The sequence below is a fragment of the Roseomonas sp. CCTCC AB2023176 genome, from assembly GCF_042259275.1.
GTDB lineage: Bacteria > Pseudomonadota > Alphaproteobacteria > Acetobacterales > Acetobacteraceae > Roseomonas.
The window spans coordinates 2855299-2879816 of sequence record NZ_CP170086.1 but is presented as its reverse complement, the minus strand read 5'-3'; the positions used below and the strand labels follow the sequence as shown (position 1 = coordinate 2879816).

Below are 24518 nucleotides of genomic sequence, written 5' to 3'. Positions count from 1 at the left end.
ACCATGGATGCCCCGCCCTTCGACACGGCGGCGCGCGACGCACTGCGCCGTTCCTACGCGCTGGGACGCACGGCCATCCGCGCGGCACAGTCGGACCCGCGCTTCTCCTACGCCCTCTACGTCCCGCCCGCCTTCACGGCGGCGACGCGGATCGTCGTCTGCGTCCACGGCAGCACGCGCGACTCCTTCCTCGACTTCCGCGACGGCTTCGCGGAGTTCGGGCGCTGGAACGACTGCATCATCCTGTGCCCGCTCTTCCCGATCAACGTCCGTGGCGACGGGAACGCGAACGGCTACAAGTACATGCAGGAAGGGGAGATCCGGTACGATCTGCTCCTGCTTTCCATGGTCGAGGAGGTCCGCGGCCGCTACGGCCTGACGGCCGGGGCCTTCGCAATCTTCGGCTATTCCGGCGGTGGCCACTTCTCCCACCGCTTCGCCATCCTGCATCCGGGGCGGCTCTGGGCCTGCAGCATCGGCGCGCCGGGCTCCGTCACGCTGCTGGACCCCGGGCGTGATTGGTGGGTCGGCATCCGCGACCTCCATCACCGCTTCGGGATGGCCTTCGACGCCGCCGCGCTCGCCCGCGTCCCCGTGCAGATGATCGTCGGCGACGCCGACCTCGAAACCTGGGAAATCACGCACAAGCCCGGCGGCACCTACTGGATGGAGGGCGCCAACGATGCGGGCCGCACGCGCCCCGATCGCCTCGACGCCCTCCGCCACTCCTTCGAAGCCGTCGGCGTCACGGTCCGCTTCGACCTCCTCCCCGGCGTATCCCACGACCGCATGAAGGTGGTGGGACGCGTGCAGGACTTCTTCGCATCGGTCCTGCGTACCATGCGTGGGTAGCGGCTACTCCACCCGCGCGCCCGAAGCCCGCACCAGCGGCCCCCAGGCCTCGATCTCCTCCCGCACGTAGCGGGAGAACCGTGCGGGCTCCCATCCGCGCATGGCCGGCGTCCCGAACTCCTCGAACCGCGCCTGGATCGTCGGGTCGGCCAGTGCCTCGTCAACCGCCGCCGCCAGGCGCGACACGACCTCTGGCTGCGTCCCCGCCGGCCCGAACAGCCCGTACCAGGAATAGGCGCGGTAGCCCGAAAGCCCGACCTCCTCCGCCGTCGGCACGTCGGGGATGGAGGGCATGCGCTCCGGCGTCGCGACGAAGAGGATCCGCGCCTTCCCGTCCCGTACGAAGGGCAGCATCAGGCTGGGAATGTCGCTCGTGAACTGCACCCGCCCCGCGACGAGCGCCGTGTAGGTCTCAGCCGGATTCCGGAACGGCACGTGCTCCGCCGTCGCGCCCGTGCGCGTCAGGAAGCCCGCGCTCGCCAGGTGCCCCGTCGTGCCCACGCCGGCAGATCCGTAGAACATCGGCCGCCCCTTCAGCGCCCCGACGAAGCCCGGCACGTCCCGCGCATCCAGCCCCGCCGTCGTCACGGTCATGCAGATCGGCACGTAGACGGTCGGCGCCACCGCGACGAGGTCGCGCGCGGGATCGTAGGGCAGGCGCGGGTAGAGCGCCGGCGCGATCCCGATTGAGGACAGCGTCGCCAGCACGAAGGTCGTCCCGTCCGGCGGCAGCTTCGCGACGTAGTCCGCGCCGATCGTGCCGCCGCCGCCCGCGCGGTTCTCGATCACCACGGGCTGCCCGAGGATCTGCGACAGCCTTGGTGCGATCAGCCGCGTCGTCACATCGGTGCCGCCGCCCGTCCCGAAGGCGACGACGATCCGCACGGGACGCGTCGGCCAGGCGCCCTGCGCGCGGCCGATCGCGGGCGCGGCCAGCAGCGGCAGCGCGATCGCCGTGCGGCGGCCAACCCGCGCGTCAGACATGATACTGGAATCCATCGACGATGATCTCCTGTCCCGTGATGAAGCAGGGCTCGGAGGTCGTCAGGAAGGCCACGACCTCCGCCACGTCCTGCACGGTGCCCACCCGTCCCGCCGCGATGCCGTTCTTCGCGAGCGCCGCCCCGCGCTCGATGATGACGTGGTTCTTCGCCAGCTCGGTCTGGATCAGCCCGGGGCAGATCGCATTGACCAGGATGTCGGGCCCCAGCTCCTTCGCCAGCGCCCGCGTCATGCCGAGGATGCCCGCCTTGGCCGACGCGTAGGCGAAGCGGCTGACCGCCGCCGTCACCCCGCCCGACAGCGCATTGAGGGACGACATGGACACGATCCGCCCGCTTCCCGGCTCCCTGGGGCCACCGCTGCGCATGTGCGGCACGCAGGCCCGGACGTAGTTGAAGCAGGACTTCAGGTTGATCGCGATGGTCCGGTCGAACTCGTCCTCCGCGATCTCCAGGATGCCCTTGGGCTGCGCCTTGCCCGCGTTGTTCACCAGCACGTCCAGGCGCCCGAAGGCGGCGAAGACCGCGTCCGCGACCTCCTGCGCCCGCGCGAAATCCGCGACGTCGGCCTCGAACTGCAGCGCGCGCCGGCCCAGCGCCTCAATCTCGCCGGCGGTGCGCTCCATCTCCGGCGCCAGCAGGTCCACCAGCGCGATGTCCAGCCCGCGCCGCGCCAGCGCCAGCGCACAGCCTCGCCCGATTCCGCGCGCCCCGCCCGTCACGATCGCGACCTTCGCCATGCGGCATCCCCCGTCGCCGGGAAGGCTAGACCGGCTTCGCCGCCTTGTCGTCAGCCCCGGGGCGGCGGATGCGGCGGCGCCCGCCCCGCATCCGCCGCCCCGGATCAGGCGGGCTGCGCGGCGAGTCGCTGCCGCCGCCGGAGCCGGCGGCGCAGCAACCACAGGCTCACGACCCCCACGCCGAACCAGCCGAGCCCGGTATAGAGCAGCCCGTCATTCACCCCCTGCTGGTACGCCGCATCCTCCAGGATCACCGGATGCGCGGTGTCCGACGCCAAGTACTTGATGTTCAGCGACGTGCGCGTGATCCGGTTCTCCGACAGGATCTGCCCCGCGAGGCCGGCGCTGATGGACAAGCCCTCCGCCCGCACGCGCGCGCCCTCCGGCGTTTGCCAGACAAGGTTCAACGAGTAGGACGTGCCGCTGCGGCGGCCTGTGCGGCGGGTGCCGCTCTCCGGGATGGCCTTGGTCTCGACGCCCTCGCGCAGCACCTGCGCGATGCGCTGGCCGTCCGACCAGCCGAACCACGCCATGAACGGACCGACGGCGATGCCGATGACGAAGATCGCGACGATCAGCCCGACGACGGTTTCGCGGAACTTGCGGAACACGAGGCGACTCCGATGAGAGGTAGGGCCCGGAGGAGCCGGGCATCTGCCGGTTTGTTCCCTGATGGCATCAGGATCGGGAAGACCATCAACCGTCGCGTCCGTCGCGCGCTGTCAGGATGTTGCTGCGCTGCCGGACGCGTGCTGCACGTCGCCGCGCGCACCACGCCGCATCAATGCCGCGGTCACCGCGGCCAGCGCCGCGCAGGCCGCGCAGGGCAGTGCGACCGCCGCGAAGCCGCCATGCTCGTAGGCCGGACCGCAGAGTCCCGCGCCGAGGAAAGCGCCCGCGTAGGACACGGCGGAATTCAGGGACAGCACCGCTCCGCGCCGGTCCGGGCAGGCCTCGCTCAGCCGCAGCACGATGATGTTCAGCGCGAAGTGGTTCGCGAAGCCCCAGGCCCCCGATAGCGCCAACACCGCCGCGAAGGCCGCCATCCCCGGCACCAGCCCGGCGATGATCAGCGCCACCATGCCCAGCAGCACCGGCAGCAGCCGCACGGCCCCGATCCGCTCGACGAAGCGGTCCCCCAGCGCCGCCGCGCCGAAGCCCACCCCGTAGGCCAGCACGATCAGCCCCGCCCCGCCCGCGGACAGCCCAAGCACGCGGCGCGCATGGTCGCCCAGATAGGCGTACGTCCCGTAGAAGGCCGTCATGAACAGCAGGCAGACCACGAGCATCGGCGCCACGCCCGGCCTCCGCAGCACCGCCACGACGCCGCCGGGGGACTGCGGCACGCCCCGCACCGCGTCCGGCCCGCGCAACATCCAGGCCGCGGCCGCCAGGATCACAGCGAGCCCCAGGTAACTCGCCCGCCACGACGCTGCCTCTGCGACCAGCGATGCCGCTGGCACCCCCGCGACGAGCGACACCGACCACCCCGTGAGCACCCGCCCCAGGACCTGCGGCCCCTGCCCCGCCGGCGCAGACATCGTCGCCAGCGCGTAGACCGAGGGCAGCACCACCCCCGCCGCCGCGCCCGCCACCGCCTGCGCCCCCGCCAGCGCCACCCAGCCCGCCGCCCCCGCGCTGCCGAGCATCGCAAGCGCCAGCACCGCCAATCCCCAGCTCGCCGCGCGCCCCGGCCCGACCCGGTCCACCCAACTCCCCATCACCAGCGCCGAGACCGCCGTCGCCGCCCCATAGGCCGCGCTGGCACGCGCGACCGCCACGGCCGAGGTGCCGAGGTCGCGCGCCACCTCCTCCAGCACCGGTCCCAGCGCGAGGGAATTCGACCCGATCGCCGCGACGGCGAGCAGCATCAGCCCCACCGACGGTCCCTTGATGTTCCGTGCCATTCGCCTGATCCTGTTCGGCGCAAGCCTTCTGGCACCGAACAACCTTCGCTTCGAAGCGATAGGGCGGCCCATGGACGAAGAAACGAAGCGCATTCGCCGCCGCCCCCGGGACGACACCCCGCCCGACGCGACGGACCGAAGGCTGTTAGGCCTGCTGGCCGAGGACGCGACCCTTTCCTACGCCGAGCTGGGACGGCGCGTGCACCTCTCGCCCCCTGCGGTCCACGAACGGGTCCGCCGCCTGCGCGAATCCGGCGCGATCCGTCGCACCGTCGCCGTGCTGGACCCGGAGGCCGTCGGAAAACCCCTTTGCGCCTTCATCCACGTGGACACGGACGGATGGGGCAAGACCCCCGCCATGATGCGCATCGGGGAATTGCCGGAGGTCGAGGAAATCCACGCCGTCACCGGCGACGCCTGCCTCATCCTGAAGGTGCGCACCGCGAGCCCGGCGGCGCTGGAGGACCTGCTGGCGCACATCTTCGCCGTCCCCGGCGTCCGCGGCACCCGCAGTTACGTCGCGCTGCGGACCCACCTGGAACGCGGCACCTCCGCCGCCACGCGCCTGGACGGACGGAACACCGAGGAGGTCCCCCTCCCGCCCGGCGCCGCGCGCCCCCGTCCCGGCCCCGCCGCGACGAGGTGCCGGCGACCGCCTATTCCTCGCCCGCCCCGCCGACCTTCCGCTCGTAGTGCTTGAGGTACTTCCTGGTGACGAGGTCCGTCTTCACGACGATGCAGACATCCGTCGTGTTGAACTGCCGGTCCACCACCGCCCCGTCCCCGACGAAGCCACCGAGCCGCAGGTAGCCCTTCACCAGCGGCGGCAGCCCGGCCAGCGCCCGCTTGGGGTCGTAGGCCCCGGCCGGCAGCCGGTCCATGTCCACGTAGAGGTTCGGCAGCGCCCGCGCCCGCAGCGGCTCCGGCGCCAAGTGATGCGCGCGGAGGTAGGAGAGCGGCACCGCCAGCGCGTCCGGATCCGTCCCGTGCAGCGACGCGCAGCCGAACATCAGCTCGATCCGGTGCCGGAAGACATAGGCCGCGATGCCCTGCCACAGCAGTTGCAGCGTGCCCCGGGACCGATAGGCCGCGTGCACGCAGGACCGCCCGAGTTCCAGTAGCACCCCACCATTCCGTACGATCGGCGACAGGTCGTATTCCGACGCCGAATAGAACGCGCCCACCTTCTCCGCCGCGGGCCGCCGGATCAGCCGGTATGTCCCGACGACCGCCGAAGCCCCCTCGCCGCGGTCGTGGTCCAGCACCAGCAGGTGATCCGCGACAGGGTCGTACGCGTCGGCATCCCGCCGCCGTGAGGCCGTCGCGGCATCGGGCACCGCCCCCATCTCCTCGTAGAAGACCTGCCAGCGCAGCGCCTGTGACGCGTCGAGCTCCGCCGCGCTCTCGGCCAGCCGGACGCCGAGCTTCCCGACGCGGATCTCGTCGAAGCCGGCCTCCGCCAAACCATGCAGGCCGGCCCCGTCCATCCGCGTCATTCCTTCGCGCCGGCCTTCGTCCGCTTCGCCGCCGGCGCCTCCGCCACGCGCCGCCCGAAGAGTTCGAGCCGCTGCTGCACCAGCGTGTAGCCGTAGCGGGCGGCGATCGCGCGCACGAGCCGCTCGTGCTCCTCGTCCTCGAACTCGATGACGCTGCCCGTCTCGACGTCGATCAGGTGATGATGGTGCCCGCGGTCCGCGGGGTCGTAGCGGGACCGCCCGCCGCCGAAGTCGCGGCGCTCCAGGATCCCCTTCTCCTCCAGCAGACGCACCGTCCGGTACACCGTGGCAATGGAGACGCGGGCGTCCAGCGCCACGGCGCGCCGGTACAGCTCCTCCACGTCCGGATGATCCTCGGCCTCGCTCAGCACGCGCGCGATCAGGCGCCGCTGCCCCGTCATCTTCAGCCCGCGCTCGACGCAGAGACGCTCGATCCGCGTGGGATCCTTGCGCTCCCCCCGGGGGCGCCCGCCGGGGCGAGGGTGGTCGGGGAATGGTCCATGCTGCTCCGCTGGGCCCGGCCGGCGCGGGCCGGGGCGGCCGCCGCGCGGGATCGGGCCTTCGAACCTCGGCCGCGGCGCAAGATACGCCCGCCGCTGTGCCACGCCAAACGCCGGGCCCCGACGCGTCCACCGGAAGGGCCCGCGGGCCGCGCCGCCCGAGCCGTGGTTGGGCGACCCGCCCGGACGGGCCTCAGCCCTTCGCGGCGTCCTTCGCCCCGCGCCCCCGCCGGGCCCGCGGCTGCGTCCCGAGCCCGATCTTCTTCGCGAGCGACGAGCGGTGTTCGGCGTATTTCGGCGCGACCATCGGGTAGTCCGGCGGCAGGCCCCAGCGCTCCCGATACTGTTCCGGCGTCATGTTGTAGGCCGTCTTGAGGTGCCGCTTCAGCATTTTCAGCTTCTTCCCGTCCTCAAGGCAGACGAGGTACTCGGGCGTGACGCTCTTCTTCACGGGCACCGCGGGTTCCGGCCGCGCCGGCGGCGGCGTCTCGACCGGGCGGCCCAGCCCCGACAGGGTCCGGTGCACGTTCTCGATCAGGGACGACAATTCGGCCAGCGGCACGGGGTTGTTCGAGACATGCGCCGCGACGATCTGCGCCGTCAGCCCGAGCACCGCACCCGCCTGGCCGTCCTTCGTCATCGCATCACTCATGGCCTTCTTCCCCCGAGGCGCTGCGTCCAGCAGCACGACTTGCAAGCTTCACGATTCGACTCCTGTATAGTGCCCCGATCCCCAGACTTGAAGCATGACCGAAGAAATCACCCTCGCCGGCATCGAACCGTTCGCCCATCGCGACCTCGACATCACCGCCGAGACTTGCCCCATGACCTTCGTGCGAACGCGCCTGATGCTGGACCGCATGGCGGTGGGGGAGGTCCTGCTGGTGCTCTGCCGCGGTGAGGAACCCCGGCGCAACATCCCCCGCACCGCCGCCGAACAGGGCCACGCCGTGCTGCGCCAGGACGACGGCCCAGGTGGCCTCACCCGCCTTTGGATCCGGAAAGCCTGAGGAACGGGCAGCGTCGCGGCGGCCGTCCTCCCCGGTCCCGTCAATCGGCCCCCGCCCTCCCGTCCGGGACGATCCGCAGCACCAGCGCGTCCGTCCCGTCGACGTAGTACCGTCGCCGTCGCCCGACCTCCACTGCCCCGGCCCGCGCGTAGAGCGCCCGCGCCGCGGCGTTGGCCTCCGACACTTCCAGGAAAAGCGCAGCGGCCCCGCGCCGTCCGGCCTCCGCCACCGCGGCGACCAGCAGCGACCATCCCAGCCCGGCGCGCCGGCGCTCCGGAAGGACGGCGATCGTCAGGACCTCCGCCTCCCCCGCGACCGCCCGCGCCAATACGAAGCCGCCCTCCTCCACCCACCCGAACGCACCGGGCATGCCCAGCATCGCGGCGATCGCGTGGCGGTCCCAACGCTCGCCGGGCGGGAAGGCGCAGGCATGAAGGCCGGCCAGTGTCGCGGCATCGGAGGCCCCGACGCGCCTCAGGCCGTGGGTGCCACCCTCGGACAGGTTCGGACGCCCGGCCTCGCCCTCGGCGGCGTCCGGGCCAGCGGCGTCGCCCCCGCTGCGTCCGAGCCGCTCTGTCCGTCCACGGCGATCGTCAAGCCGCCGGCTTCACGTAGAGCGGTTCCGCATAGACCGGCGCCGCCAGGCGGTCCGGCAACCCCGCCGCGCGCCGCCCGGCAGCCGCAGCCGCCACGAAACCCGCCAACGGCATCCGCGCGCCGGACAGCCGCGCCCTCGCCCCCGGGCCAGCAGCCGCGCCGCCGCGACCGGCGCCGCATCCCCGACCAGCACGACCGGCCCCGCCGGCATCGGCAGCCGGGCCTCCTCGACCAGCACAGGCGCTTCCCCCGGGCGTTCCAGCACGAGGCCGCCGCGCCCCGCCGTGGTGACGGACCAGGCCTCTCGCCCCTCCAGCTCCGCTTCCGTCAGCGCGGCGGCCAGCGCCTCGCCCGTCGTCACCCCCAGCAGCGGCACGCCCCAGCCCAGGGCGAAGCCCTCTGCCAAGGCGATCGCCGCCCGCAGCCCCGTGAAGCCGCCCGGACCGATCGCCACCGCCACCACGTCGGGGACGGGATGCCCGGCGGCCTCCAGCACCTCCGCCGCCAGCGCCGGCAGCACCGCCGGCTGTCCCCGCTGCGCGTCCCGCCGTCGCTCCGTCACCACCGCCCCGTCCCGCCACAGGGCCGCCGAGGCCCTCGCCAGCGCCGCATCCAAGCCGAGGATCACCATGCGCCGCCCGTTACGCCATCTGCGAACCGCCCGGAACTCTCCGGCGCCAGGCCCAGCCGCGGCGCAGCGCCGTCAGACCCCAGCGCGACGCACCACCGGAAGGCTCCGCCGCGGCGCACCGCCGCGACATTCCGGCGCCGATCGCCGCCGCAGGACCCCAGCGCGGCTCACCGCCGCGAAACCCCAGCGCGGCTCACCGCCGCAAAACCCCTGCGCAGCTCACCGCCGCGACGCGAAGAACTCCCGCAGCAGCGCCGCCGCCTCCCCTCCCGCACGCCGCCGACGACCTCCGGCGCGTGGTGGCAAGACGATGCGGCGAAGACCCGCGCCCCGTGCTCCACCCCCCGCCCTTCGGGTCGTAGGCCCCGAAGACCACGCGACGCACGCGGAACAGCGAAGCGGCCTGCGCGCACATCGGACAGGGCTCCAGCGTCACCCACAGCGTCGCGCCCGCGAGCCATTTGTGCCCCGTGGCCCGCGCCGCCGCCTGCAACGCCAGCATCTCCGCATGCGCCGAGGGCTCGCCTCGCGCCTCCACCTCGTTCCCCGCGCACGCGAGCACCTGCCCCGCGGCGTCGGTCACGACGGCGCCCACGGGCACCTCCCCGCGCGCGCCTGCGGTACGCGCCTCCTCCAGCGCGATCTCGATCGGCGTCACGCGCGACGGGCGGTCATGTAGCCGGGACGCGAACGGCGCGGCACAGCCTGCACCGTCGCCCCATCAGCAACGCTCGGCATCACCCGCCGGCACAGGTCCCGCCGCCTCGCCGCCCCGACCATCAGCCCTGGCGATACAGGAAGCGCTCCTCCACGATCCGGCCGTCCCGCACCGTGTAGAGACCGACCTCCTCCATCTGCATCCGCTGCCCGCTCGCCTTCGTCGTGACGTCGAGGTGGAAGCGCACCGCGAACTGGTCGCCGTTGACGTAGGGACCATGCGTCTCCCCGCCATGCACCTCGTGGTTCTCATACCACCACTGCCGCTTGCCCTCGACGGCCGCGCGACCGCGCATCACCGCCGCGTCGCCCATCGGCTCGACGCTGACGATGTCGTCGGACCAGAAGCGGTCGCCGGCCTCGTCGAACTTCCCGGCCTGGCAGAGTGCGACGAACTGCTGCGCGATGTCCTGCACGGTCATGGAGCGATCCCCTTCTCGATTGCGCGAACGAAACCAGAACTCGCCCTGTTGCACAAGTGACGCTTCCCGGTCAGGCGCGCGGCACCCCGATTTCGCGGTGATCGCTTGCCCCCGCACCCCCAGACGCCCTAACCCGACGCCATGCCCGCACGCCCCCTCATCGGCCTGACCCTGGATGCCGAGCAACCCGGCGGCTACTCCAAGCTCCCCTGGTACGCCCTCCGCCAGAACTACTTCGCCGCCGTCGCGGAAGCCGGCGGCCTGCCCGTCGCGCTCCCCCACCACCCCGACCTCGCCGACGCCTACCTCGACACGCTCGACGGCCTGATCGTCACCGGCGGGGCCTTCGACGTGGACCCCGCCCTCTACGGCGGCGGCGCCCGCCACGAGACGACGACGCTGAAGGAGGGCCGCACCGCCTTCGAGATCGCGATCCTCCGCGGCGCCCTCGCGCGCGACCTCCCCGTCCTCGGCATCTGCGGCGGGGGGAACAGCTGCTGGCCGTCGCCCTCGGCGGCACGCTCATCCAGCACGTCCCGGACAGCGTCCCCGACGCCCTGCCGCACGAACAGCCCAACCCCCGCACCGAACCGGGCCACGAGGTCGCGATCGTGCCGGGCACGCTGCTCCACCGCGTCGCCGGCACGACGCGCATGGCCGTCAACTCCTCCCACCACCAGGCCGTCGCGACGGCCGGCACCGGCGCCATCGTCAACGCCCGCGCGCCCGACGGCGTCATCGAGGGCCTGGAGCACCCGTCCTACCGCTTCTGCCTCGGCGTGCAGTGGCACCCCGAATACAAGGTGGACCCGCGGGACCAGTCCATCCTCGACGCCTTCGTCGCCGCCGCGCGCGACGCCCGCCTGAAGCGCGCCGCGTGAGCGACACCGACGCCGACCCGGACGACGCCGCGCCAGCGCCCGAGCGCGGCGAACGCATCGCGAAGTTCCTGGCACGCGCCGGAATCGCCTCCCGCCGCGACGCCGAACGCCTCGTCGAGGACCGCCTCGTCACCCTCAACGGCCGCACCGTCGAAACCCCCGCCACCTTCGTCGCCCCCGGCGACCAGGTCCGCGTGCGCAACGCCCTCGTCGGCGCGCCGGAACACACGCGCCTCTTCCGCTACCACAAGCCCGACGGCCTCGTGACGACGCACAAGGACCCGCAGGGCCGCCCCACCGTCTTCGACGCGCTCCCCGACGGCCTGCCGCGCCTCGTCTCCATCGGCCGCCTGGACCTGACGAGCGAAGGCCTGCTGCTGTTGACCAACGACGGCACCCTCGCGCGCAAACTCGAACTGCCCTCGAACGGATGGCTCCGCCGCTACAGGGTGCGCGTCCACGGCACCGTGGACGAAGCGCGCCTCGCCTACCTGTCCCGCGGCATCACCGTGGACGGCATCGCCTACGGCCCCATCCAGGCCGGCCTCGACTCCCGCAAGGGCACGAATGCCTGGCTCACCGTCTCCCTTCAGGAAGGCAAGAACCGCGAGATCCGCCGCGTCATGACCGCGCTGAACCTCTCGGTCACCCGCCTCATCCGCGTGGCCTACGGCCCCTTCCAGCTCGGCGCGCTCCCCTCCGGGGCCGTCGAGGAAATCAACGCCCGCACCATGCGCGAACAACTCGGCCTCGCCGCCCCGCCCCGCATCCAGCGCGGCACCGAACGCCAACCCCTCCCGCCCGACGACGCACCCCCCCGCGCACGACCGCCCCGGGCACGGAACGCGGCGGGACGACGGGCCTGATCGGGGTGGTGCTGGGCGGCCCCGGAGGAAGGCGCTGCTTTCCTCCGGACCTCCATCCGCCAGGGGACTCGTCCCGTGGCCCCCCGTCCATTGAACGCCCTTGCTTGGAGGGTGGCTCGCACACGGCGCAAGCGCGTGTGCGAGCCACCCTCCAAGCAAGGGCATCCCTTCAACAGATCGAGGTCCAGGAGGCGAGCCTCCTGGTGGGAGGGAGGTTTGGAGGGAGGGCAGCGCCCGCCCTCCAAGGCGGCCCCGCGCAACACCCCCGATGAGGATCGTCGCCGGCGCCTTCCGCGGCCGGGCGATCGTCGCGCCGGGCGGGGCCGTGACGCGGCCGACGGCGGATCGGGTGCGGCAGGCGTTGTTCGACTCGTTGATGCATGCGCCCTGGGCGGGGCGGGCGGCGGTGGAGGGCGCGTCGGTCCTGGACGTCTTCGCCGGCACCGGTGCGCTCGGCCTGGAAGCGCTGTCGCGCGGCGCGGCGCGCGCAGTCTTCGTCGAGAACGCGCGCGACGCGCTCGCCGCCCTGCGCGCGAACGTCGCGTCGCTGCGCGTCGCCGACCGCACCCGGATCCTCCCGGCCGACGCCACGCGCCCGCCGCGCGCCGATACGCCGTGCGACCTGCTGTTCCTCGACCCGCCCTACGGGCAGGACCTCGGCCCTCGTACGCTCGGCGCCCTGCGCGACGCCGGCTGGATCGCGCCGGACGCCATCGCCTGCCTGGAGATCGGTCGCGACGAAGCACCACCGGCGCTGCTCGACTGGACCACCCTCGCAGACCGCACCCACGGCGCGGCCCGCATCCTTGTCCTCCGCGCCGGGCCCGGCGTCAGCCGTTAGGCAGCGCCACGCCCAGGCGCGCGTACAGGTCACTCAGCCGGCGCTCATAGGCCTCGGCACTGTAGGTCGCGGCACGCGCGCGCCCGGCCTCCGACAGGTGCGCCCGCAGTTCCGCGTCGCGGTCCAGCGCCCGGATGCCCTCGACCATCGCCCGCACGTCGTAGGGGTCGACCTTCACCGCCGCCTCGCCGACCACCTCCGGCAGTGACGACGTGTTCGACGTCATCACCGGCGTCCCGAGGCTCATCGCCTCCAGCGCCGGGAGCCCGAACCCTTCGTACAGCGAGGGAAAGAACACCGCCTTCGCCCCACGGATAAGCGAGACCAGCAACCGGAACGGCGCGTAGCGGTGCCGCATCACCCGCCGCTCCCGCACGTAGCCGCCCTTGCGCGGCATGAACACCTTGAGGTGGTCCGCACCCAGCAGCCGCAGCTCGTCTTCCGACTTCCAGGCGTCCTTGCCGACGATCACGAGCGGCGTCTCGACCTCGGACGCGAGGTATGCCTCGATCAGCCGCGCCAGGTTCTTCTTCGGTTCCACCGCCCCGAAGAACAGGTGATACCCGCCGAGCGGCAACCCGAAGGCCCCCATCAGCTCGTCCCGCACCGCATCCATCGGCTTGTTCGCGAGACGCGGCGGGATCTCGACGGACTGGTAGGTGTTCGTCACCTTCTCCGGCGGGCAGCCCAGCAGGTTGATGATGTCGGCCCGCGACGCCTCGCTAACCGTCACGATGTGGTCTGCGCTCTGCACGATCGTCCGGCACAGCCGGAAGTAGCGTCGCTTCTGGTCTAGCGTCGTGAAGGGCAGCCGCAGCGGCACCAGGTCATGCAGCGTGTAGATGTTCCGCGCGCCCGGCACGTTCAGCGACAGCGGATAGGTCCAGTGCATCAGCGCCGGCGGCGAGGCCATCCGCACGGGCACCTGCGTCTTGAACATCCTGAACCGGTTGTGGGCCCGGTTGAACAGTTCCTCCGAGTTCCAGAGCCGGTCGAAGTACGGCAGCTGCGCCGCGTAGGTGTCGGTCACCACGGCGCCGGAGACGGGAATCTCCACCGGCCGCTGCCCGAATCCCGCCATCAGCATCCGCAGCGTCGCCCGCGTCGCCTGGAACGGCCCGCGCCGCCCGACCGGCTGGTCGTCGAAGAACGCGACCTCCCGCATCAGCGGCGACCAGGTCGCCAGCACCCGCCGCCCGTACAGCACCTCCACCTCCGCCCCCAGCGCGCCGAGGCGGTAGGACAGGTTGCGGGCATAGGTGCTCACCCCCGTCCCCTGCTCCAGAGCGAGGTTGAAGCCGTCGATCATCACGCGGGGTGCCATCGCTCCCTTTTACGCGAGCGGCGCGGATCGGGAACCGTCCCGCGCGGCTCGACAGCCCGAAGGAAGGACGTCCCGGTCGCGGGAACCCGGCCTGCCCGCGGCGTCCACCAGCCCCGGTTGCCCCCGCCTCGCCCGCATGCGATCCCCGTCGGGCCGAAGGAACGACGATGGACGCGGAGATCTACCGCGACGCGGGCGATGCTGCCCGCGACGCCCGCCGCTGGGCCGAGGCCGCGAAGGCCTACGAACTCTACCTCACCCTCCGCCCCGACGACGCCGGCATCCACGTCCAGCACGGCCACGCCGTGAAGGAGGCGGGCGACCCCGGGGCCGCCCTCGCCGCCTACCGCCGTGCCGAAGCGCTCTCCCCGGCCGACCCCGACATCCCCCTCCAGATCGGCCACGCCCTGAAACTCGCGGGTCGCCATCACGCGGCGATGGAGGCCTATGCCCGCGCGGTCGCCCTCGACCCGGGCGCCGCGAACCCGTGGCGCGAATGGCTCGCCCTCGCCGTCCGCGCGACCCCGCCCCGCCGGGTCAGCGGCACGGCCCTCGACCTCTCCGACCTCCTCGCCTGGCACGGCCGCCGCCGCATCCCGACCGGCATCCAGCGCGTGCAATGGGAGGTCCTCGCCGCCCTCCCCCGGGCGCCGCCACCGCCTGCGCGATGCTCGCGCCCCGCCGCGCCGACGACGCCGACCTTCACCTGGAGCCCGCTGCGGGCTGGCGCGCCCTCCCGACGGCCGCCTTCCTGCGCCTCCGGCACCTCGCCCGCCAAGCCGGTGCGCCAGGCGCGGATCAAGGCTGGCGGGAGGCCTGGACCTTCCTCCGCGACTGGCTCGCCCGCGCCCCCGAACTCCGCTTCGACCCCGGAAGCCTGCTTCTGAACCCCGGCACCGCGTGGTCCTTTCCCTCGATGCCAAGCGCCCTGATGGCCGCGCGGGCAGGCGGCCTGCGGCACGTCCCCGTGCTGCACGATTGCGGCCCGGTCACGGAACCCGCGAATCCCCAGGCCGCCGCCTTCTCCCGCTGGTTCGAAGCCCTGCCCGCCCTCGCCGACGCGATCGTCGCGGTGTCGGAAGCCACCGCCGCCGACGCCCGCGCGCTCGCCGCGAAGCACCTGCCAGGCATTCCCTTCCCGCCCGTCTCCGTCGTCCCGGTGAACGGCCGGACCGACCTGCCGGCCGACGGCGACGGCCCGGTCCCGGAGGAACCCTTCGTCCTCCTCGTCGCGAGCCTGGAACCGCGCAAGAACCACGTCCTCGCCTTCCGAGCCTGGCGCCTCCTCCTCGACCGCCGGGGGCCCGACGCCACCCCCGCCTGGTCTGCGCCGGCCGCCGCGCGGACGGCGACGCGGCCGCCCTCTCCCTCCTCGAGGCCGACCCCGACCTGAAGGCACGCGTCACCCTCCTCCACGACGCCGACGACGCGATGCTCGGTCGCCTCTACCGGTCCTGCCTCTTCACCCTCTATCCCTCGGCGCAGGAAGGCTGGGGCCTTCCCGTTTCGGAATCCCTCGCGCACCGAAAGGTCCCGGTCACGCCCGCCGCCTCCGCGCTGCTCGAGAGCGGCGGGACCGCCGCCCGGACCTTCGCCGCCGGCGACGCCGCCTCCCTCGCCGCCGCGGTCGAATCCCTCCTCGACCCCGACGCCCGCCGCGAAGCGGAGTCCCGCATCCCGCCCGGTGGCGGCCTGCGACCCTGGGCCGAGGTCGCCGCGGACCTCCTCGGCGCCGCCGCCGGCCCCGCCCCGGAGCCGCGCGATCCCGACCCGCTCTCCCTCGCCTGTCCCGTCTCGCTGCTGCGCCCCGCCCGAACCGTCCCGGACCCCGACGGGCTGCGCGCCCTGCTCCTCAGGGAACCGGGCACCGCCTGGGGCCCCACGACGGACGCAGGCCTCCCCGCCGGCCCCGGCGCCACCCTCCGCCTCCCCGTCGCCGAGGCAGGCACCCTGCGCCTCCACGTCACGCTCGCCCGACACGAGGCCACCCGCGTGTTCCTGTTCCGCGACGGCGCCCCGACAGTCTCCGCCTGCCTCGACCCGGCGCCCCAGGCCCTGGTGGCCCTGGAGATCGCAGCCGGCGCCCCCCTCCTCCGCCTCGCTTTCGAGACCCGCTACGCCCTCGTCGCCGGCGTGGCCGTCCTCCGGGCGCAAAGCGCGGAAGACCGCGTCACCCTGCTGGAAGCCCGCTTCCTCTGGCCTGCCGAACCCGCCTGACGCGCCTGGGGCCCGGCCTTACGCCGCCCGCGCGGCCGGCACGCCGCGGAGGCGTCCGCCCGGCGTGCCGCCCTGGACCGTCGCCGCGATGTCGGCGGCCTTGAGGAGCCCGGCCCAGTTCACGCCGGTCTCCACCCCCATCCGGCGGAACAGCCAGACCACGTCCTCCGTCGCCACGTTTCCCGTCGCGCCCGGCGCGAACGGGCAGCCGCCGAGGCCGCCCGCCGCGCTGTCGAAGATGCGCACCCCCGCACGGTAGGCCGCGTACACGTTGGCGACGCCCATCCCGTAGGTATCGTGCCCGTGGAAGGCGAAGCGCAGGCCCCAGGACCGGTGCACCCGGTCGAACAGCCGGGCCACCTGGTCGGGGGACGCGTTGCCCGTGGTATCGGCCAGCGCGATCTCCATCGCGGGGTCGAGGGCCATGATGCGCTCGATCCAGTCCATCGCGTCCTCCTCCGGCACCACGCCCTCGAAGGGGCAGTGGAAGACGGTCGAGAGGTTGAACCGCAGCGCGATCCCGCGCGCGCTGGCGTCGCGGACGATGGTCGCAAGGTCGGCGAAGGATTCCTCCCGCGTGCGGTTCAGGTTCGACCGGTTGTGGCTCTCGGTGGCCGACATGAAGAGGCCGAGCCGGTGCGCGCCGGCGGCCAGCGCCATGTCATAGCCCCGCCGGTTGGGGACGAGCACGGTGCATTCCAGCCCCGGCAGGTCGAGCGCGGCACGCAGCACCTCCGCCGTGTCGGCCATCTGCGGGATGGCCTTGGGCGAGACGAAGGAACCGATCTCCATCCGCCGGATGCCCGAATCGTACAGGGCGCGGATGATCGCGACCTTCGTCTCCGTCGGCACGAAGGGCCCGATGGATTGCAGGCCGTCGCGCGGCGCGACGTCGGAGAGCGTCACGGAACCCGCCGGGCGCGGCGGCGCATAGGCCGCGCGGGTCGAGGGCAGGGCGTCGTTCATCGCGGAACCTCCTCGGCGAGCAACGTGCCGAACACGTAGTCGTTGTGCTGGCCTACGGCAGGGCCCGTCCAGCGAATGAAGTCGCGGGGCTCCAGCCCATCCATCCGGAAGGGCGCGCCAGGATGGAGGATGGGGCCGATCAGCGGGTCGTCCACCTGCTGGACCATGCCACGGGCCCGGAAGTGCGGGTCCTCCACGCAGTCCCGGATGTCGTAGAGACGGGAGCACGGGACATCCACCGCCTCCAACGCGTCCTGCGCCTCCCTCGCCGTCAGGGTCCGGGTCCATGCGGCGATCGCCTCGTCCAGGTCGCTCGCGTTGGCGCAGCGCCCGGCATTGGTCGCCATGCGCGGATCGTCGGCGAGGTCGGGACGGCCGATGCGGGTCATGAGGCGTCGGAAGATGAGGTCGGAGTTGCCGGCAACGGCAAGCCACTTCCCGTCCGCGCAGGGGTAGGTGTTGGTCGGCGCCGCGGTCGGCAGCGCCGCGCCGGTGGGCTTCCGCACTTTCCCGAACAGCCCGTATTCCGGAAGCATCCCCTCCATCAGCGAGAAGACGGAGGAGACGAGGTCGAGGTCGAGGATGCGGCCCTTGCCGTCCGGCGCCCCCCTACGAGCGGCGGTGTCCCGCCCCCAGCACGCCGAGACGAGGGACAGCGCCGCATACATCCCCGCCAGGTCGTCGGAGATGGAAATCCCGCAGCGCGGTGGCGGCAGTTCCGTCTGACCCGGGTTGGCCGTGAGGTGCCGCAGCCCTCCCATCGCCTCCCCGATCGCCCCGAAGGCCGGCTTGTCCCGGTACGGCCCGTCCTGCCCGTAACCGGAGACCCGAGCGATGACGAGGCGCGGGTTGTCGGCGTGCAGGGCGTCCGGCCCCAGCCCGATCCGTTCGAGGGTGCCAGGCCGGAAGTTCTCCACCAGCGCGTCGGCGCGGCGGCAGAGGGCGCGGACGCGCCCCTTCCCCTCCTCCGACTTCAGGTCGGCCGTGACGGACAGTTTGTTCCGTCCGTGCACCGAGAACCAGACGGCGTGGCCGTCCTTCCGGTCCCCCCAATCGCGGTGCGGGTCGCCCTCTGGCGGCTCCACCTTCACGACCTCGGCCCCCAGATCCGCGAGCAGGCGCGTCGCGAAGGGGGCGGCGATGTAGTGGCCGAGCTCCACCACCTTCAGGCCGGCCAGCGGCAGACGCGGGTTGGTCGGCGGTGGCGCGGTGTCCGGCATCGTCGCGTTTTGTGGCGTGCCCCGGCGCGGGTGGCAAACCCGCGGGCGGGGGAGGCCATGCCCGCCGCGGCCCCGACCGTCTCGCACTGGATACTCGCCGCGGGCGAGGCCGGCCGAAAGCCCGCCCGGCCCGCCGCCACGATCGGGTCGCCCCACCATCCCCCGCGCGGGAGGATGGGCCTCGTCCTACTCCGCCGCGGTCATCGGCTCCGGCCGCGCCTTCGCCGGGGCCGCCTTGATCTCCGCCAACCGCTTCTCGACGTGCCCGGAGAACACGAACTCCGCGGGCCGCTGCCCCTCCAACGAAATGTCGGCGGCCATCGGCCCCTCCGTCCGCACGCCGCGCAGCGCGACCATCGCCGCGCGCACGGGACGCCGGATCATGTCCTTCACCGCCGACGCCTCAAAGCCCGAATGGACCATGCAGTCCGCGCACTTCTCGTAGTTGCCGACGCCGTACTTGTCCCACTCCGTGTCGTCCATCAGCTCACGGAAGGTCTTCGCGTAGCCCTCGCCCAGCAGGTAGCAGGGCTTCTGCCAGCCGAAGACCGTGCGCGTCGGGTTGCCCCAGGGCGTGCACTTGTAGGCTTCGTTCCCCGCGAGGAAATTGAGGAAGTTGATGGACTGGGAGAACGGCCAGGCCTTCCCGCCCCGCCCGCGCGCCAGGATGCCGCGGAACAACTCCTTCGTCTTCGTCCGGTTCAGGAAGTGCTGCTGGTCCGGCGCCCGCTCATAGGCATAGCCCGGCGACACCGTGATCCCGTCGAGGCCCAGCCCCTTCATCTCGTCGAAGAAGTCCGCGACCTGCGCCGGATCCGCATCGTTGAACAGCGTGCAGTTGATCGAAACGCGGAAGCCCTTCGACTTCGCCAGCCGGATCGCCGCCACGGCCTTGTCGTACACGCCGCGCTGGCACACCGACTTGTCGTGCATCGCCTCGTTCCCATCCAGGTGGATGGACCAGGTGAAGGCGTCGTTCGGCGTGTAGTCGTCGATCTTCTTCTCGAGCAGCAAGGCGTTCGTGCAGAGGATCACGAACTTCCCGCGCTCCAGGTAACCGCGCACGATCCGCGGCATGTCCCGGTGCAGCAGAGGCTCCCCGCCCGCGATGGACACGACCGGCGCCCCGCACTCGTCGATCGCCTCCATGCATTCGTCGTAGGACAGGCGCTGGTTCAGGATGGGGTCGGGATAATCGATCTTACCGCACCCCGCACAGGCGAGGTTGCACCGGAAGAGCGGTTCCAGCATCAGGACGAGCGGGTAGCGCTTGCGCCCCGACAGCTCCTGCCGGACGAGGTAGCCGCCGATCTTCAGGGCCTGAAGGGCCGGAATCCCCAAGGCGGTCGCTCCTGTGTCGTAGTGCGCTGCGGCGAAGCGCCCCTTTTCCCGGATCGGCCGGACCGGCGCAACCTTGGGCTTGAGGGGGCTGACGGGACCTGGGTCCGCGCCCACCTCCCCGCAAGGAGTAGCCCACCCCTCCCCGGCCCCGCCCGTCCGGGGCTAAGGATCACCGCATGCCCGCCTTCCACGACGACTCCGTCCCGCTCGACTCCGCCCGCGCAAGGGCCGCCGACCACACCGCCCGCCACTGGACCTTCGACGAGACCCCCGGCCCCGTCACGGTCGGCACCGACCAGCACATGCGCATGTTCGCCCGCATGCTCCTGGAGACCCACAACCCCTACAAGCCGCGCGTCCTCGACTGGCCGCCCCTGGACGCGGAAGCGCACGCCCGCCTGACCGGCCTCCCCATCTGGGACATCGCCGTGCAGACCGAGGGCCGCGCCGCCCTCCGCGTCCTCGACTTCGCCGCGACGATCGCCGACCCGCTCCTCAACGAAGCCGTCGTGATGGACGGCAACGAGGAGGCCCGCCACAAGAAGGTCCTCTCCAACCTCGTCGAGGCCTACGGCGTCGTCCTGGAGCCGGAGCCCGAATACACCGGCTTCCGCGACGTCGAATGGGGCTGGATGCGCACCGGCTATTCCGAATGCATCGACAGCTTCTTCGCCTTCGGCCTCTTCGAAGCGGCGCGCCGTTCCGGCTACTTCCCGCCCGACTTGGTGGACACCTTCGAACCCGTGATCCAGGAAGAAGCCCGCCACATCCTGTTCTTCCAGAACTGGGTCTCCTGGCAACGCGCCCGCCAGCCCTGGTGGCGCAAGCCCTACTACTGGGCGAAGACCATCGCCGTCTGGGCCGTCCTCGGCTGGGACCGCCTCGTCCTGGCACGCAGCCTCGGCGGCGACAGCAAGGACACCAACTTCACGGCCTCCTCGGACTCCATCGGCGTCTCGATGAGCGCGGCCGAACTCATGGACATCTGCCTCGCCGAGAACGACCGCCGCATGGCCGGCTACGATCCCCGCCTGCTGCGCCCGACGACGATGCCCTTCCTGGTCCGCCTCGCCCGCCGCTTCATGAAGGCGCCGAAGCCCACCTCCGAGCCCATCCCGGCTTAGCGGTCCCGCCTGACATGAGCGCCGACACCATCGTCCATCGCGTCGTCCGCCCCTTCGTCCGCGCCATCGCGCCGACGGGCGTGACGCCGAACCAGATCACGACGGCCCGCCTCATCCACGGCATCGCCGCCGCGGTCTGCTTCGCCCTCCCCTCACCCACCTGGCAGGCCGCCGGCGCCGCGATCTTCCTCCTCGCCTACTTCCTCGACCGCTGCGACGGCGAACTGGCCCGCCAGACCGGCCAGTCCTCCCCCTGGGGCCACCGCTACGACCTGCTGAGCGACGGCTTCTGCGTCGCCCTCGCCTTCATCTGCGTCGGCATCGGCCAGACGCCCGCCCTCGGCACCCTCGGCCCCGTGCTCGGCGCACTCGCCGGCCTCGGCGTCGGGGTCCTCTTCTGGCAACTGAACGTCCTCAACCTCGGCAGCCTGCAAGGCTGGCGCCTGTCAAAGGACGTGCTCGTGGACTCGGACGACCTTCTGATCTTCGTCCCGATCCTCGTCTGGCTCGGCGCCACCGTCCCGATGCTCTGGGCCGCCGCGATCATCACGCCAGCCGGCGCCATCATCCTGGCCTTGCAGGGGGCCCGCCGTGAACGGGCCCGCGGCTGATCAGGCGCGGACCGCGACGACCTCCTCGATCGCCGCCAGCAGCCGCGTGAAATCGCGCGGCACCAGCGCCCCGATGACCCCGATCCGGAACGTCTCGGCACCCGTCAACTTCCCGGGGTAGATCAGGAACCCGCGCTCCGCCAACGCATCGTAGAACCGTCGGAAGTCGAAGCCTGGTGGCTGCCGGAAGGTCGCGATGATCGGCGCCTGCACCGCTTCGTCCAGGTACAGCTCGAACCCCATCCGCCGCATCGCCGCCAGCAGCGTCGCCAGGTTCCCGGCATAGCGCCGTTGCCGCGCCTCCGGCCCGCCCTCCGCCTCCAGCCGACGCAGCGCCTCGACCAACGCCGCGACGACCTGCACGGGCGGCGTGAAGCGCCACTGCCCGTCGCCCTCGAACCCCTGCCACTGCGCATGCAGGTCCAGCGACACCGACGGCGAGTTCCCCGCCACCCGCTCCAGCGCCGCGCGCTCCGCCACCGCGAAGCCGATCCCCGGCACCCCCTCCAGGCACTTGTTGGACGACGCCAGCACCGCGCAGACCGGCGTCCGCGACAGGTCCAGCGGCAGCGCCCCGAAACTGCTCATCGCATCCAGGATCAGCGGCCGCCCCGCCGCCGCACAGATCGCCGCCACATCCTCCACCGGGTTCAGGATCCCCGTCGTCGTCTCGCAATGCACCAGCGCGACGTGGGTGATGTCCGGCACGTCCCGCAACACCTCCGCGACCTGCGCCGCCTCCACCGGCCGATCCTCCGGCCAACGCAGCGCCTCCACGGCCCGACCCATCCGCCGCGCGATGGTGACCATCCTCTCGCCATAGGCCCCGTTGCACAGCACCAGCAGCCGGTCCGCCGGCGTCAGCAGCGTCGCGATCGCCGCCTCCACGATGAAGGTGCCGGAGCCCTGCAACGGCACCGCGGCGTACCCCGCCCCGGCCTTCGCAACGTCCAGCAACCGCTCCCGCAACTCCGTCGTCAGCGCGATGAAGGCCGGGTCGCGCGACCCCCAGTCCCGCATCATCGCCCCCCGCACCTCCGGCGCCGTCGTCAGCGGTCCCGGTGTGAGAAGAATGGGCGTCAACGGGATCGGCCCCTCGGTCATGGAACGCTCCTCCCCTCCGCCAAGCGCGAAACGCCGCCCCTCAGCATGACGCGCCATGCCACAAGGCCCGGCACGCCGGAGATCAAATCCCGCACCCGCCGCACCAGCACCAGCGCGATCGCCTGGTCCGCCGGGATGCCGAACATCGCGCAGATCAGCACCGTCCCGCCTTCCTGCACGCCCAGCGCGCCGGGTATCACGAAGCCCGCGCTCCGCACCGCCTGCCCCAGGCTCTCGATCACCAGCGCCTGCCCGAGCGTCGCCGGCACGCCGATCGCGCGCAGCGCCACCCAGGTCTCCAGCACGCCCAGAAGCCAGGACAGCATGTGCCACCCCCGCTGCGCCACAGCGCCCCGCGGTCCCGGTACAGGTCCACCACCGCATCATGCAGCCCCGGCAGCCCGCCGACATTCCATCCCACGCGTGCCGCCAGCCCCGGCAGCGACCGCTCGACGATCCGGAACAGCCCGAAGCGCTGCGCCCCCACGAAAACGCCGTCACCGCCGCGCAGATCGCGATCCCCAGCAGAACCAGCGCCGCCGCCCCACCGCCCCCCGCATGCGGGATCAGCAGCAGCACGGCCAGCCCCATCAGCGAGAACACGACCTGCGACGCCATCTCCGTCCCCAGATCCGTCGCCGTGGAGGCAATGACCCGCACCTTCGCCACCCCGGCCCGCGCCAGCAGGTGCGCCCGCACGATCTCCCCGATCGCCTGCACCACGGGCATGAGCGCGTTCACCGACACCCGCGCCCACCGCATGAACGACAGCCGCCCCAGCCCGGGACGCGCGGGATCCGCGATCAAGGGCCCCCATCCCGCCGCCGAGGCCACCACCTGCGCCGCGTGCAGCGCGACGATCAGCGGCATCCACGGCGCCGTCTCGAGCACCAGTCGCAAGATCGCCGCCGGCCCGTTCGACCAGACGAGAAAGGCGGCCAGCGCGAGCCCGACCGCCAGCGCGATCCCCGACGACAGGATCACGCCGGCAACGGCTCCGCTGCGACGGGCACGCCGAGAAACGCCCGGAACCGCCGCGCGACCTCCGCCGGCTTTACCGTCGGCCGTCCCAACTTCGCGATCGACCCCGGCGCGATGCGCAGATGGATCAGCGCCGGCCCCTGCCCGAGCGACTCCCGGAGCGCCGCCTCGAACCCGTCCAGCGACGCGCAGGACACGCCCAACCGATACCCGCAGGCCAGCGCCACCATGGCGAAATCCACGGAGGGCGACACCGTCGGCTGCCCCCCTGTCGAATCATGCACCCCGTTGTCCAGCACGACATGGACGAGGTTCCGCGGCGCATAGGCCCCGATCGTCGCGAAGGTCCCCATCTTCATCAGCGCCGCGCCGTCCCCGTCCAGCACGACCACGGGCCGCTCCACGTTCAGCGCGACGCCCAGTCCCATCCCGCTCGCCGCCCCCATGGACCCGACCTGGTAGAGGTGCTGTTCCCGGTCCGCGAGCGTGAACAACTCCCGCCCGCACTTCCCCGTCGTCGCGATGATCGCCGCCTCGTCCGGCACGATCGTCAGCAGGCGTTCCAGCGCCGCCACACGGCTGGGACGCGCACCGCCATCGGCCAGATCCATCCGCCGCCCCGGCCCCGGCACCGCGCGCGGCGCAACGTCCAGTTCCGTATCCGCCACGTCCCCTTTCCGTACGACGAAGGCATAGGGCAACCCCGTCGCCTCCATCCGCTCCGCCGCATGCGACAGCGCGGGCTGCAGCGCCGCGGCCTCCGCCGGAAATGCCGCCTGCTCCAGCCGCATCAGCCCGATCAGGTCATGCGTGATCTCCCCCATGACCTCATGCTGCGGCTCGTCCGGGATCCCCGGCTCCCCCCGCCAGGTCGTCAGGAACAGCGTGGGGATCCGGAAGGGATGATTGAGCGACGTCAGCGGATTCACCGCATTCCCGAGCCCCGAGTTCTGGCACATCACCACGGTCCGCCGCCCCGCAAGCCAAGCGCCGGAAGCGATCGCCACCGCCTCCCCCTCGCTCGCCGCACCGACATAGGTCAGCGAAGGCGAGGACAGCACGCCGTTGATCAACGGCGTCAGGAAGGAACACGGCACCCCCGTGTAGAAATCGAACCCGAGCCGCCGGGCCTCCCCGATGAAGTCATCCGCCATGATCATGCCCGGCCC

General features: G+C 72.4%; 27 protein-coding genes and 2 pseudogenes. 11 read left to right on the top strand and 18 right to left on the bottom strand.

Features of this window, described 5'->3' with window-relative positions; genetic code table 11:
- The first annotated feature begins 3 nt into the window (after positions 1 to 3).
- On the top strand, positions 4 to 852 hold the full coding sequence (locus ACE7GA_RS14375; RefSeq protein WP_376087538.1) for an alpha/beta hydrolase: 849 nt from the start codon (positions 4 to 6) through the stop codon (positions 850 to 852).
- A 3-nt stretch (positions 853 to 855) separates the two neighbouring features.
- On the opposite strand, the gene ACE7GA_RS14370 is transcribed toward ACE7GA_RS14375, so the two are convergent.
- The 4 genes from ACE7GA_RS14370 to ACE7GA_RS14355 all read right to left on the bottom strand — a co-directional run bounded on the left by ACE7GA_RS14370 (position 856) and on the right by ACE7GA_RS14355 (position 4500).
- A complete protein-coding gene (locus tag ACE7GA_RS14370; protein WP_376087536.1) occupies positions 856 to 1851 on the bottom strand; it encodes a Bug family tripartite tricarboxylate transporter substrate binding protein in 996 nt (331 codons plus the stop codon).
- A complete protein-coding gene (locus ACE7GA_RS14365; protein WP_376087534.1) occupies positions 1829 to 2593 on the bottom strand; it encodes an SDR family NAD(P)-dependent oxidoreductase in 765 nt (254 codons plus the stop codon). Before ACE7GA_RS14365 ends, ACE7GA_RS14370 begins: the two co-directional genes overlap by 23 nt.
- 104 nt (positions 2594 to 2697) lie before the next feature.
- Complete coding sequence (locus ACE7GA_RS14360; RefSeq protein ID WP_376087532.1) at positions 2698 to 3204, bottom strand: hypothetical protein; 507 nt, start codon at positions 3202 to 3204, stop codon at positions 2698 to 2700.
- Positions 3205 to 3315: 111 nt separating this feature from the next.
- The gene (locus ACE7GA_RS14355) at positions 3316 to 4500 is read right to left on the bottom strand and encodes an MFS transporter (protein ID WP_376087530.1); all 1185 of its coding nucleotides are present in this window, start codon (positions 4498 to 4500) and stop codon (positions 3316 to 3318) included.
- A 70-nt stretch (positions 4501 to 4570) separates the two neighbouring features.
- On the opposite strand from ACE7GA_RS14355, the gene ACE7GA_RS14350 reads away from it, so the two are divergent.
- On the top strand, positions 4571 to 5200 hold the full coding sequence (locus tag ACE7GA_RS14350; RefSeq protein WP_376087528.1) for an Lrp/AsnC family transcriptional regulator: 630 nt from the start codon (positions 4571 to 4573) through the stop codon (positions 5198 to 5200).
- Here ACE7GA_RS14350 and ACE7GA_RS14345 read toward each other — a convergent pair.
- From ACE7GA_RS14345 to ACE7GA_RS14335, 3 genes are all read right to left on the bottom strand, one after another.
- Complete coding sequence (locus ACE7GA_RS14345; RefSeq protein ID WP_376087526.1) at positions 5157 to 5987, bottom strand: GNAT family N-acetyltransferase; 831 nt, start codon at positions 5985 to 5987, stop codon at positions 5157 to 5159. The genes ACE7GA_RS14350 and ACE7GA_RS14345 overlap by 44 nt on opposite strands.
- A gap of 5 nt (positions 5988 to 5992) precedes the next feature.
- Positions 5993 to 6397: a transcriptional repressor gene (locus ACE7GA_RS14340; RefSeq protein WP_376087524.1), complete on the bottom strand. Its 405-nt coding sequence runs from the start codon at positions 6395 to 6397 to the stop codon at positions 5993 to 5995.
- Between the two features lie 292 nt (positions 6398 to 6689).
- A complete protein-coding gene (locus ACE7GA_RS14335; RefSeq protein ID WP_376087522.1) occupies positions 6690 to 7148 on the bottom strand; it encodes a MucR family transcriptional regulator in 459 nt (152 codons plus the stop codon).
- A 94-nt stretch (positions 7149 to 7242) separates the two neighbouring features.
- Between ACE7GA_RS14335 and ACE7GA_RS14330 the strand changes: the two genes are divergently transcribed.
- Positions 7243 to 7506 carry a sulfurtransferase TusA family protein gene (locus ACE7GA_RS14330; protein ID WP_376087520.1) on the top strand — a complete coding sequence of 88 codons (264 nt, stop codon included), beginning with the start codon at positions 7243 to 7245 and terminating at the stop codon, positions 7504 to 7506.
- A gap of 40 nt (positions 7507 to 7546) precedes the next feature.
- Here ACE7GA_RS14330 and ACE7GA_RS14325 read toward each other — a convergent pair whose 3' ends face one another.
- The 4 genes and pseudogenes from ACE7GA_RS14325 to ACE7GA_RS14310 form a co-directional block, all read right to left on the bottom strand.
- Positions 7547 to 7876 (bottom strand): GNAT family N-acetyltransferase, encoded by a 330-nt coding sequence (locus ACE7GA_RS14325; RefSeq protein WP_376087518.1) that lies wholly within the window; start codon positions 7874 to 7876, stop codon positions 7547 to 7549.
- 237 nt (positions 7877 to 8113) lie between these two features.
- The gene (gene tsaB, locus ACE7GA_RS14320) at positions 8114 to 8734 is read right to left on the bottom strand and encodes a tRNA (adenosine(37)-N6)-threonylcarbamoyltransferase complex dimerization subunit type 1 TsaB (RefSeq protein ID WP_376087516.1); all 621 of its coding nucleotides are present in this window, start codon (positions 8732 to 8734) and stop codon (positions 8114 to 8116) included.
- Positions 8735 to 8953: 219 nt separating this feature from the next.
- Positions 8954 to 9392 (bottom strand): annotated as a pseudogene (locus ACE7GA_RS14315) (nucleoside deaminase).
- Positions 9393 to 9513: 121 nt separating this feature from the next.
- Positions 9514 to 9873 (bottom strand): SnoaL-like domain-containing protein, encoded by a 360-nt coding sequence (locus ACE7GA_RS14310; protein WP_376087514.1) that lies wholly within the window; start codon positions 9871 to 9873, stop codon positions 9514 to 9516.
- A gap of 141 nt (positions 9874 to 10014) precedes the next feature.
- Between ACE7GA_RS14310 and ACE7GA_RS14305 the strand changes: the two are divergent.
- The 3 genes and pseudogenes from ACE7GA_RS14305 to rsmD all read left to right on the top strand — a co-directional run bounded on the left by ACE7GA_RS14305 (position 10015) and on the right by rsmD (position 12461).
- Positions 10015 to 10754 (top strand): annotated as a pseudogene (locus ACE7GA_RS14305) (gamma-glutamyl-gamma-aminobutyrate hydrolase family protein).
- Positions 10751 to 11620 carry a pseudouridine synthase gene (locus tag ACE7GA_RS14300; RefSeq protein WP_376087512.1) on the top strand — a complete coding sequence of 290 codons (870 nt, stop codon included), beginning with the start codon at positions 10751 to 10753 and terminating at the stop codon, positions 11618 to 11620. The pseudogene ACE7GA_RS14305 and the gene ACE7GA_RS14300 overlap by 4 nt, the downstream one beginning before the upstream one ends.
- A gap of 268 nt (positions 11621 to 11888) precedes the next feature.
- Positions 11889 to 12461 (top strand): 16S rRNA (guanine(966)-N(2))-methyltransferase RsmD, encoded by a 573-nt coding sequence (rsmD, locus tag ACE7GA_RS14295; RefSeq protein ID WP_376087510.1) that lies wholly within the window; start codon positions 11889 to 11891, stop codon positions 12459 to 12461.
- Here rsmD and ACE7GA_RS14290 read toward each other — a convergent pair.
- A complete protein-coding gene (locus ACE7GA_RS14290; protein WP_376087508.1) occupies positions 12451 to 13785 on the bottom strand; it encodes a glycosyltransferase family 4 protein in 1335 nt (444 codons plus the stop codon). The genes rsmD and ACE7GA_RS14290 overlap by 11 nt on opposite strands.
- 167 nt (positions 13786 to 13952) lie before the next feature.
- Between ACE7GA_RS14290 and ACE7GA_RS14285 the strand changes: the two genes are divergently transcribed.
- Genes ACE7GA_RS14285 through ACE7GA_RS14275 form a run of 3 tightly spaced genes read left to right on the top strand, consistent with a single transcriptional unit; the run spans position 13953 to position 16002 of the window.
- Positions 13953 to 14672 carry a hypothetical protein gene (locus ACE7GA_RS14285; protein WP_376087506.1) on the top strand — a complete coding sequence of 240 codons (720 nt, stop codon included), beginning with the start codon at positions 13953 to 13955 and terminating at the stop codon, positions 14670 to 14672.
- Between the two features lie 29 nt (positions 14673 to 14701).
- Entirely contained in the window at positions 14702 to 15178 is a 477-nt protein-coding gene (locus ACE7GA_RS14280) for a hypothetical protein (RefSeq protein WP_376100575.1), read from the top strand.
- Entirely contained in the window at positions 15061 to 16002 is a 942-nt protein-coding gene (locus ACE7GA_RS14275; protein ID WP_376100281.1) for a glycosyltransferase, read from the top strand. Before ACE7GA_RS14280 ends, ACE7GA_RS14275 begins: the two co-directional genes overlap by 118 nt.
- An 18-nt stretch (positions 16003 to 16020) precedes the next feature.
- Here ACE7GA_RS14275 and ACE7GA_RS14270 read toward each other — a convergent pair whose 3' ends face one another.
- From ACE7GA_RS14270 to hpnH, 3 genes are all read right to left on the bottom strand, one after another.
- Positions 16021 to 16968 (bottom strand): hydroxymethylglutaryl-CoA lyase, encoded by a 948-nt coding sequence (locus ACE7GA_RS14270; RefSeq protein ID WP_376087504.1) that lies wholly within the window; start codon positions 16966 to 16968, stop codon positions 16021 to 16023.
- Positions 16965 to 18188, bottom strand: coding sequence for a CaiB/BaiF CoA transferase family protein (locus ACE7GA_RS14265; RefSeq protein ID WP_376087502.1), 1224 nt, complete (start codon positions 18186 to 18188; stop codon positions 16965 to 16967). The genes ACE7GA_RS14270 and ACE7GA_RS14265 overlap by 4 nt, the downstream gene beginning before the upstream one ends.
- Positions 18189 to 18374: 186 nt before the next feature.
- Positions 18375 to 19529 (bottom strand): adenosyl-hopene transferase HpnH, encoded by a 1155-nt coding sequence (gene hpnH, locus ACE7GA_RS14260; RefSeq protein WP_376087500.1) that lies wholly within the window; start codon positions 19527 to 19529, stop codon positions 18375 to 18377.
- 176 nt (positions 19530 to 19705) lie between these two features.
- Here hpnH and ACE7GA_RS14255 point away from each other — a divergent pair, with 176 nt between their 5' ends.
- Both ACE7GA_RS14255 and ACE7GA_RS14250 read left to right on the top strand, forming a co-directional pair.
- Positions 19706 to 20653, top strand: coding sequence for a ferritin-like domain-containing protein (locus tag ACE7GA_RS14255; protein ID WP_376087498.1), 948 nt, complete (start codon positions 19706 to 19708; stop codon positions 20651 to 20653).
- 14 nt (positions 20654 to 20667) lie between these two features.
- Positions 20668 to 21264: a CDP-alcohol phosphatidyltransferase family protein gene (locus ACE7GA_RS14250; RefSeq protein ID WP_376087496.1), complete on the top strand. Its 597-nt coding sequence runs from the start codon at positions 20668 to 20670 to the stop codon at positions 21262 to 21264.
- Here ACE7GA_RS14250 and ACE7GA_RS14245 read toward each other — a convergent pair whose 3' ends face one another.
- The 3 genes from ACE7GA_RS14245 to aepY all read right to left on the bottom strand — a co-directional run bounded on the left by ACE7GA_RS14245 (position 21265) and on the right by aepY (position 24509).
- A complete protein-coding gene (locus ACE7GA_RS14245) occupies positions 21265 to 22368 on the bottom strand; it encodes a 2-aminoethylphosphonate--pyruvate transaminase (RefSeq protein WP_376087494.1) in 1104 nt (367 codons plus the stop codon).
- On the bottom strand, positions 22365 to 22694 hold the full coding sequence (locus ACE7GA_RS14240) for a lysylphosphatidylglycerol synthase domain-containing protein (protein WP_376087492.1): 330 nt from the start codon (positions 22692 to 22694) through the stop codon (positions 22365 to 22367). The genes ACE7GA_RS14245 and ACE7GA_RS14240 overlap by 4 nt, the downstream gene beginning before the upstream one ends.
- A 654-nt stretch (positions 22695 to 23348) precedes the next feature.
- Positions 23349 to 24509, bottom strand: coding sequence for a phosphonopyruvate decarboxylase (aepY, locus tag ACE7GA_RS14235; RefSeq protein ID WP_376087490.1), 1161 nt, complete (start codon positions 24507 to 24509; stop codon positions 23349 to 23351).
- Between the last annotated feature and the right edge of the window lie 9 nt (positions 24510 to 24518).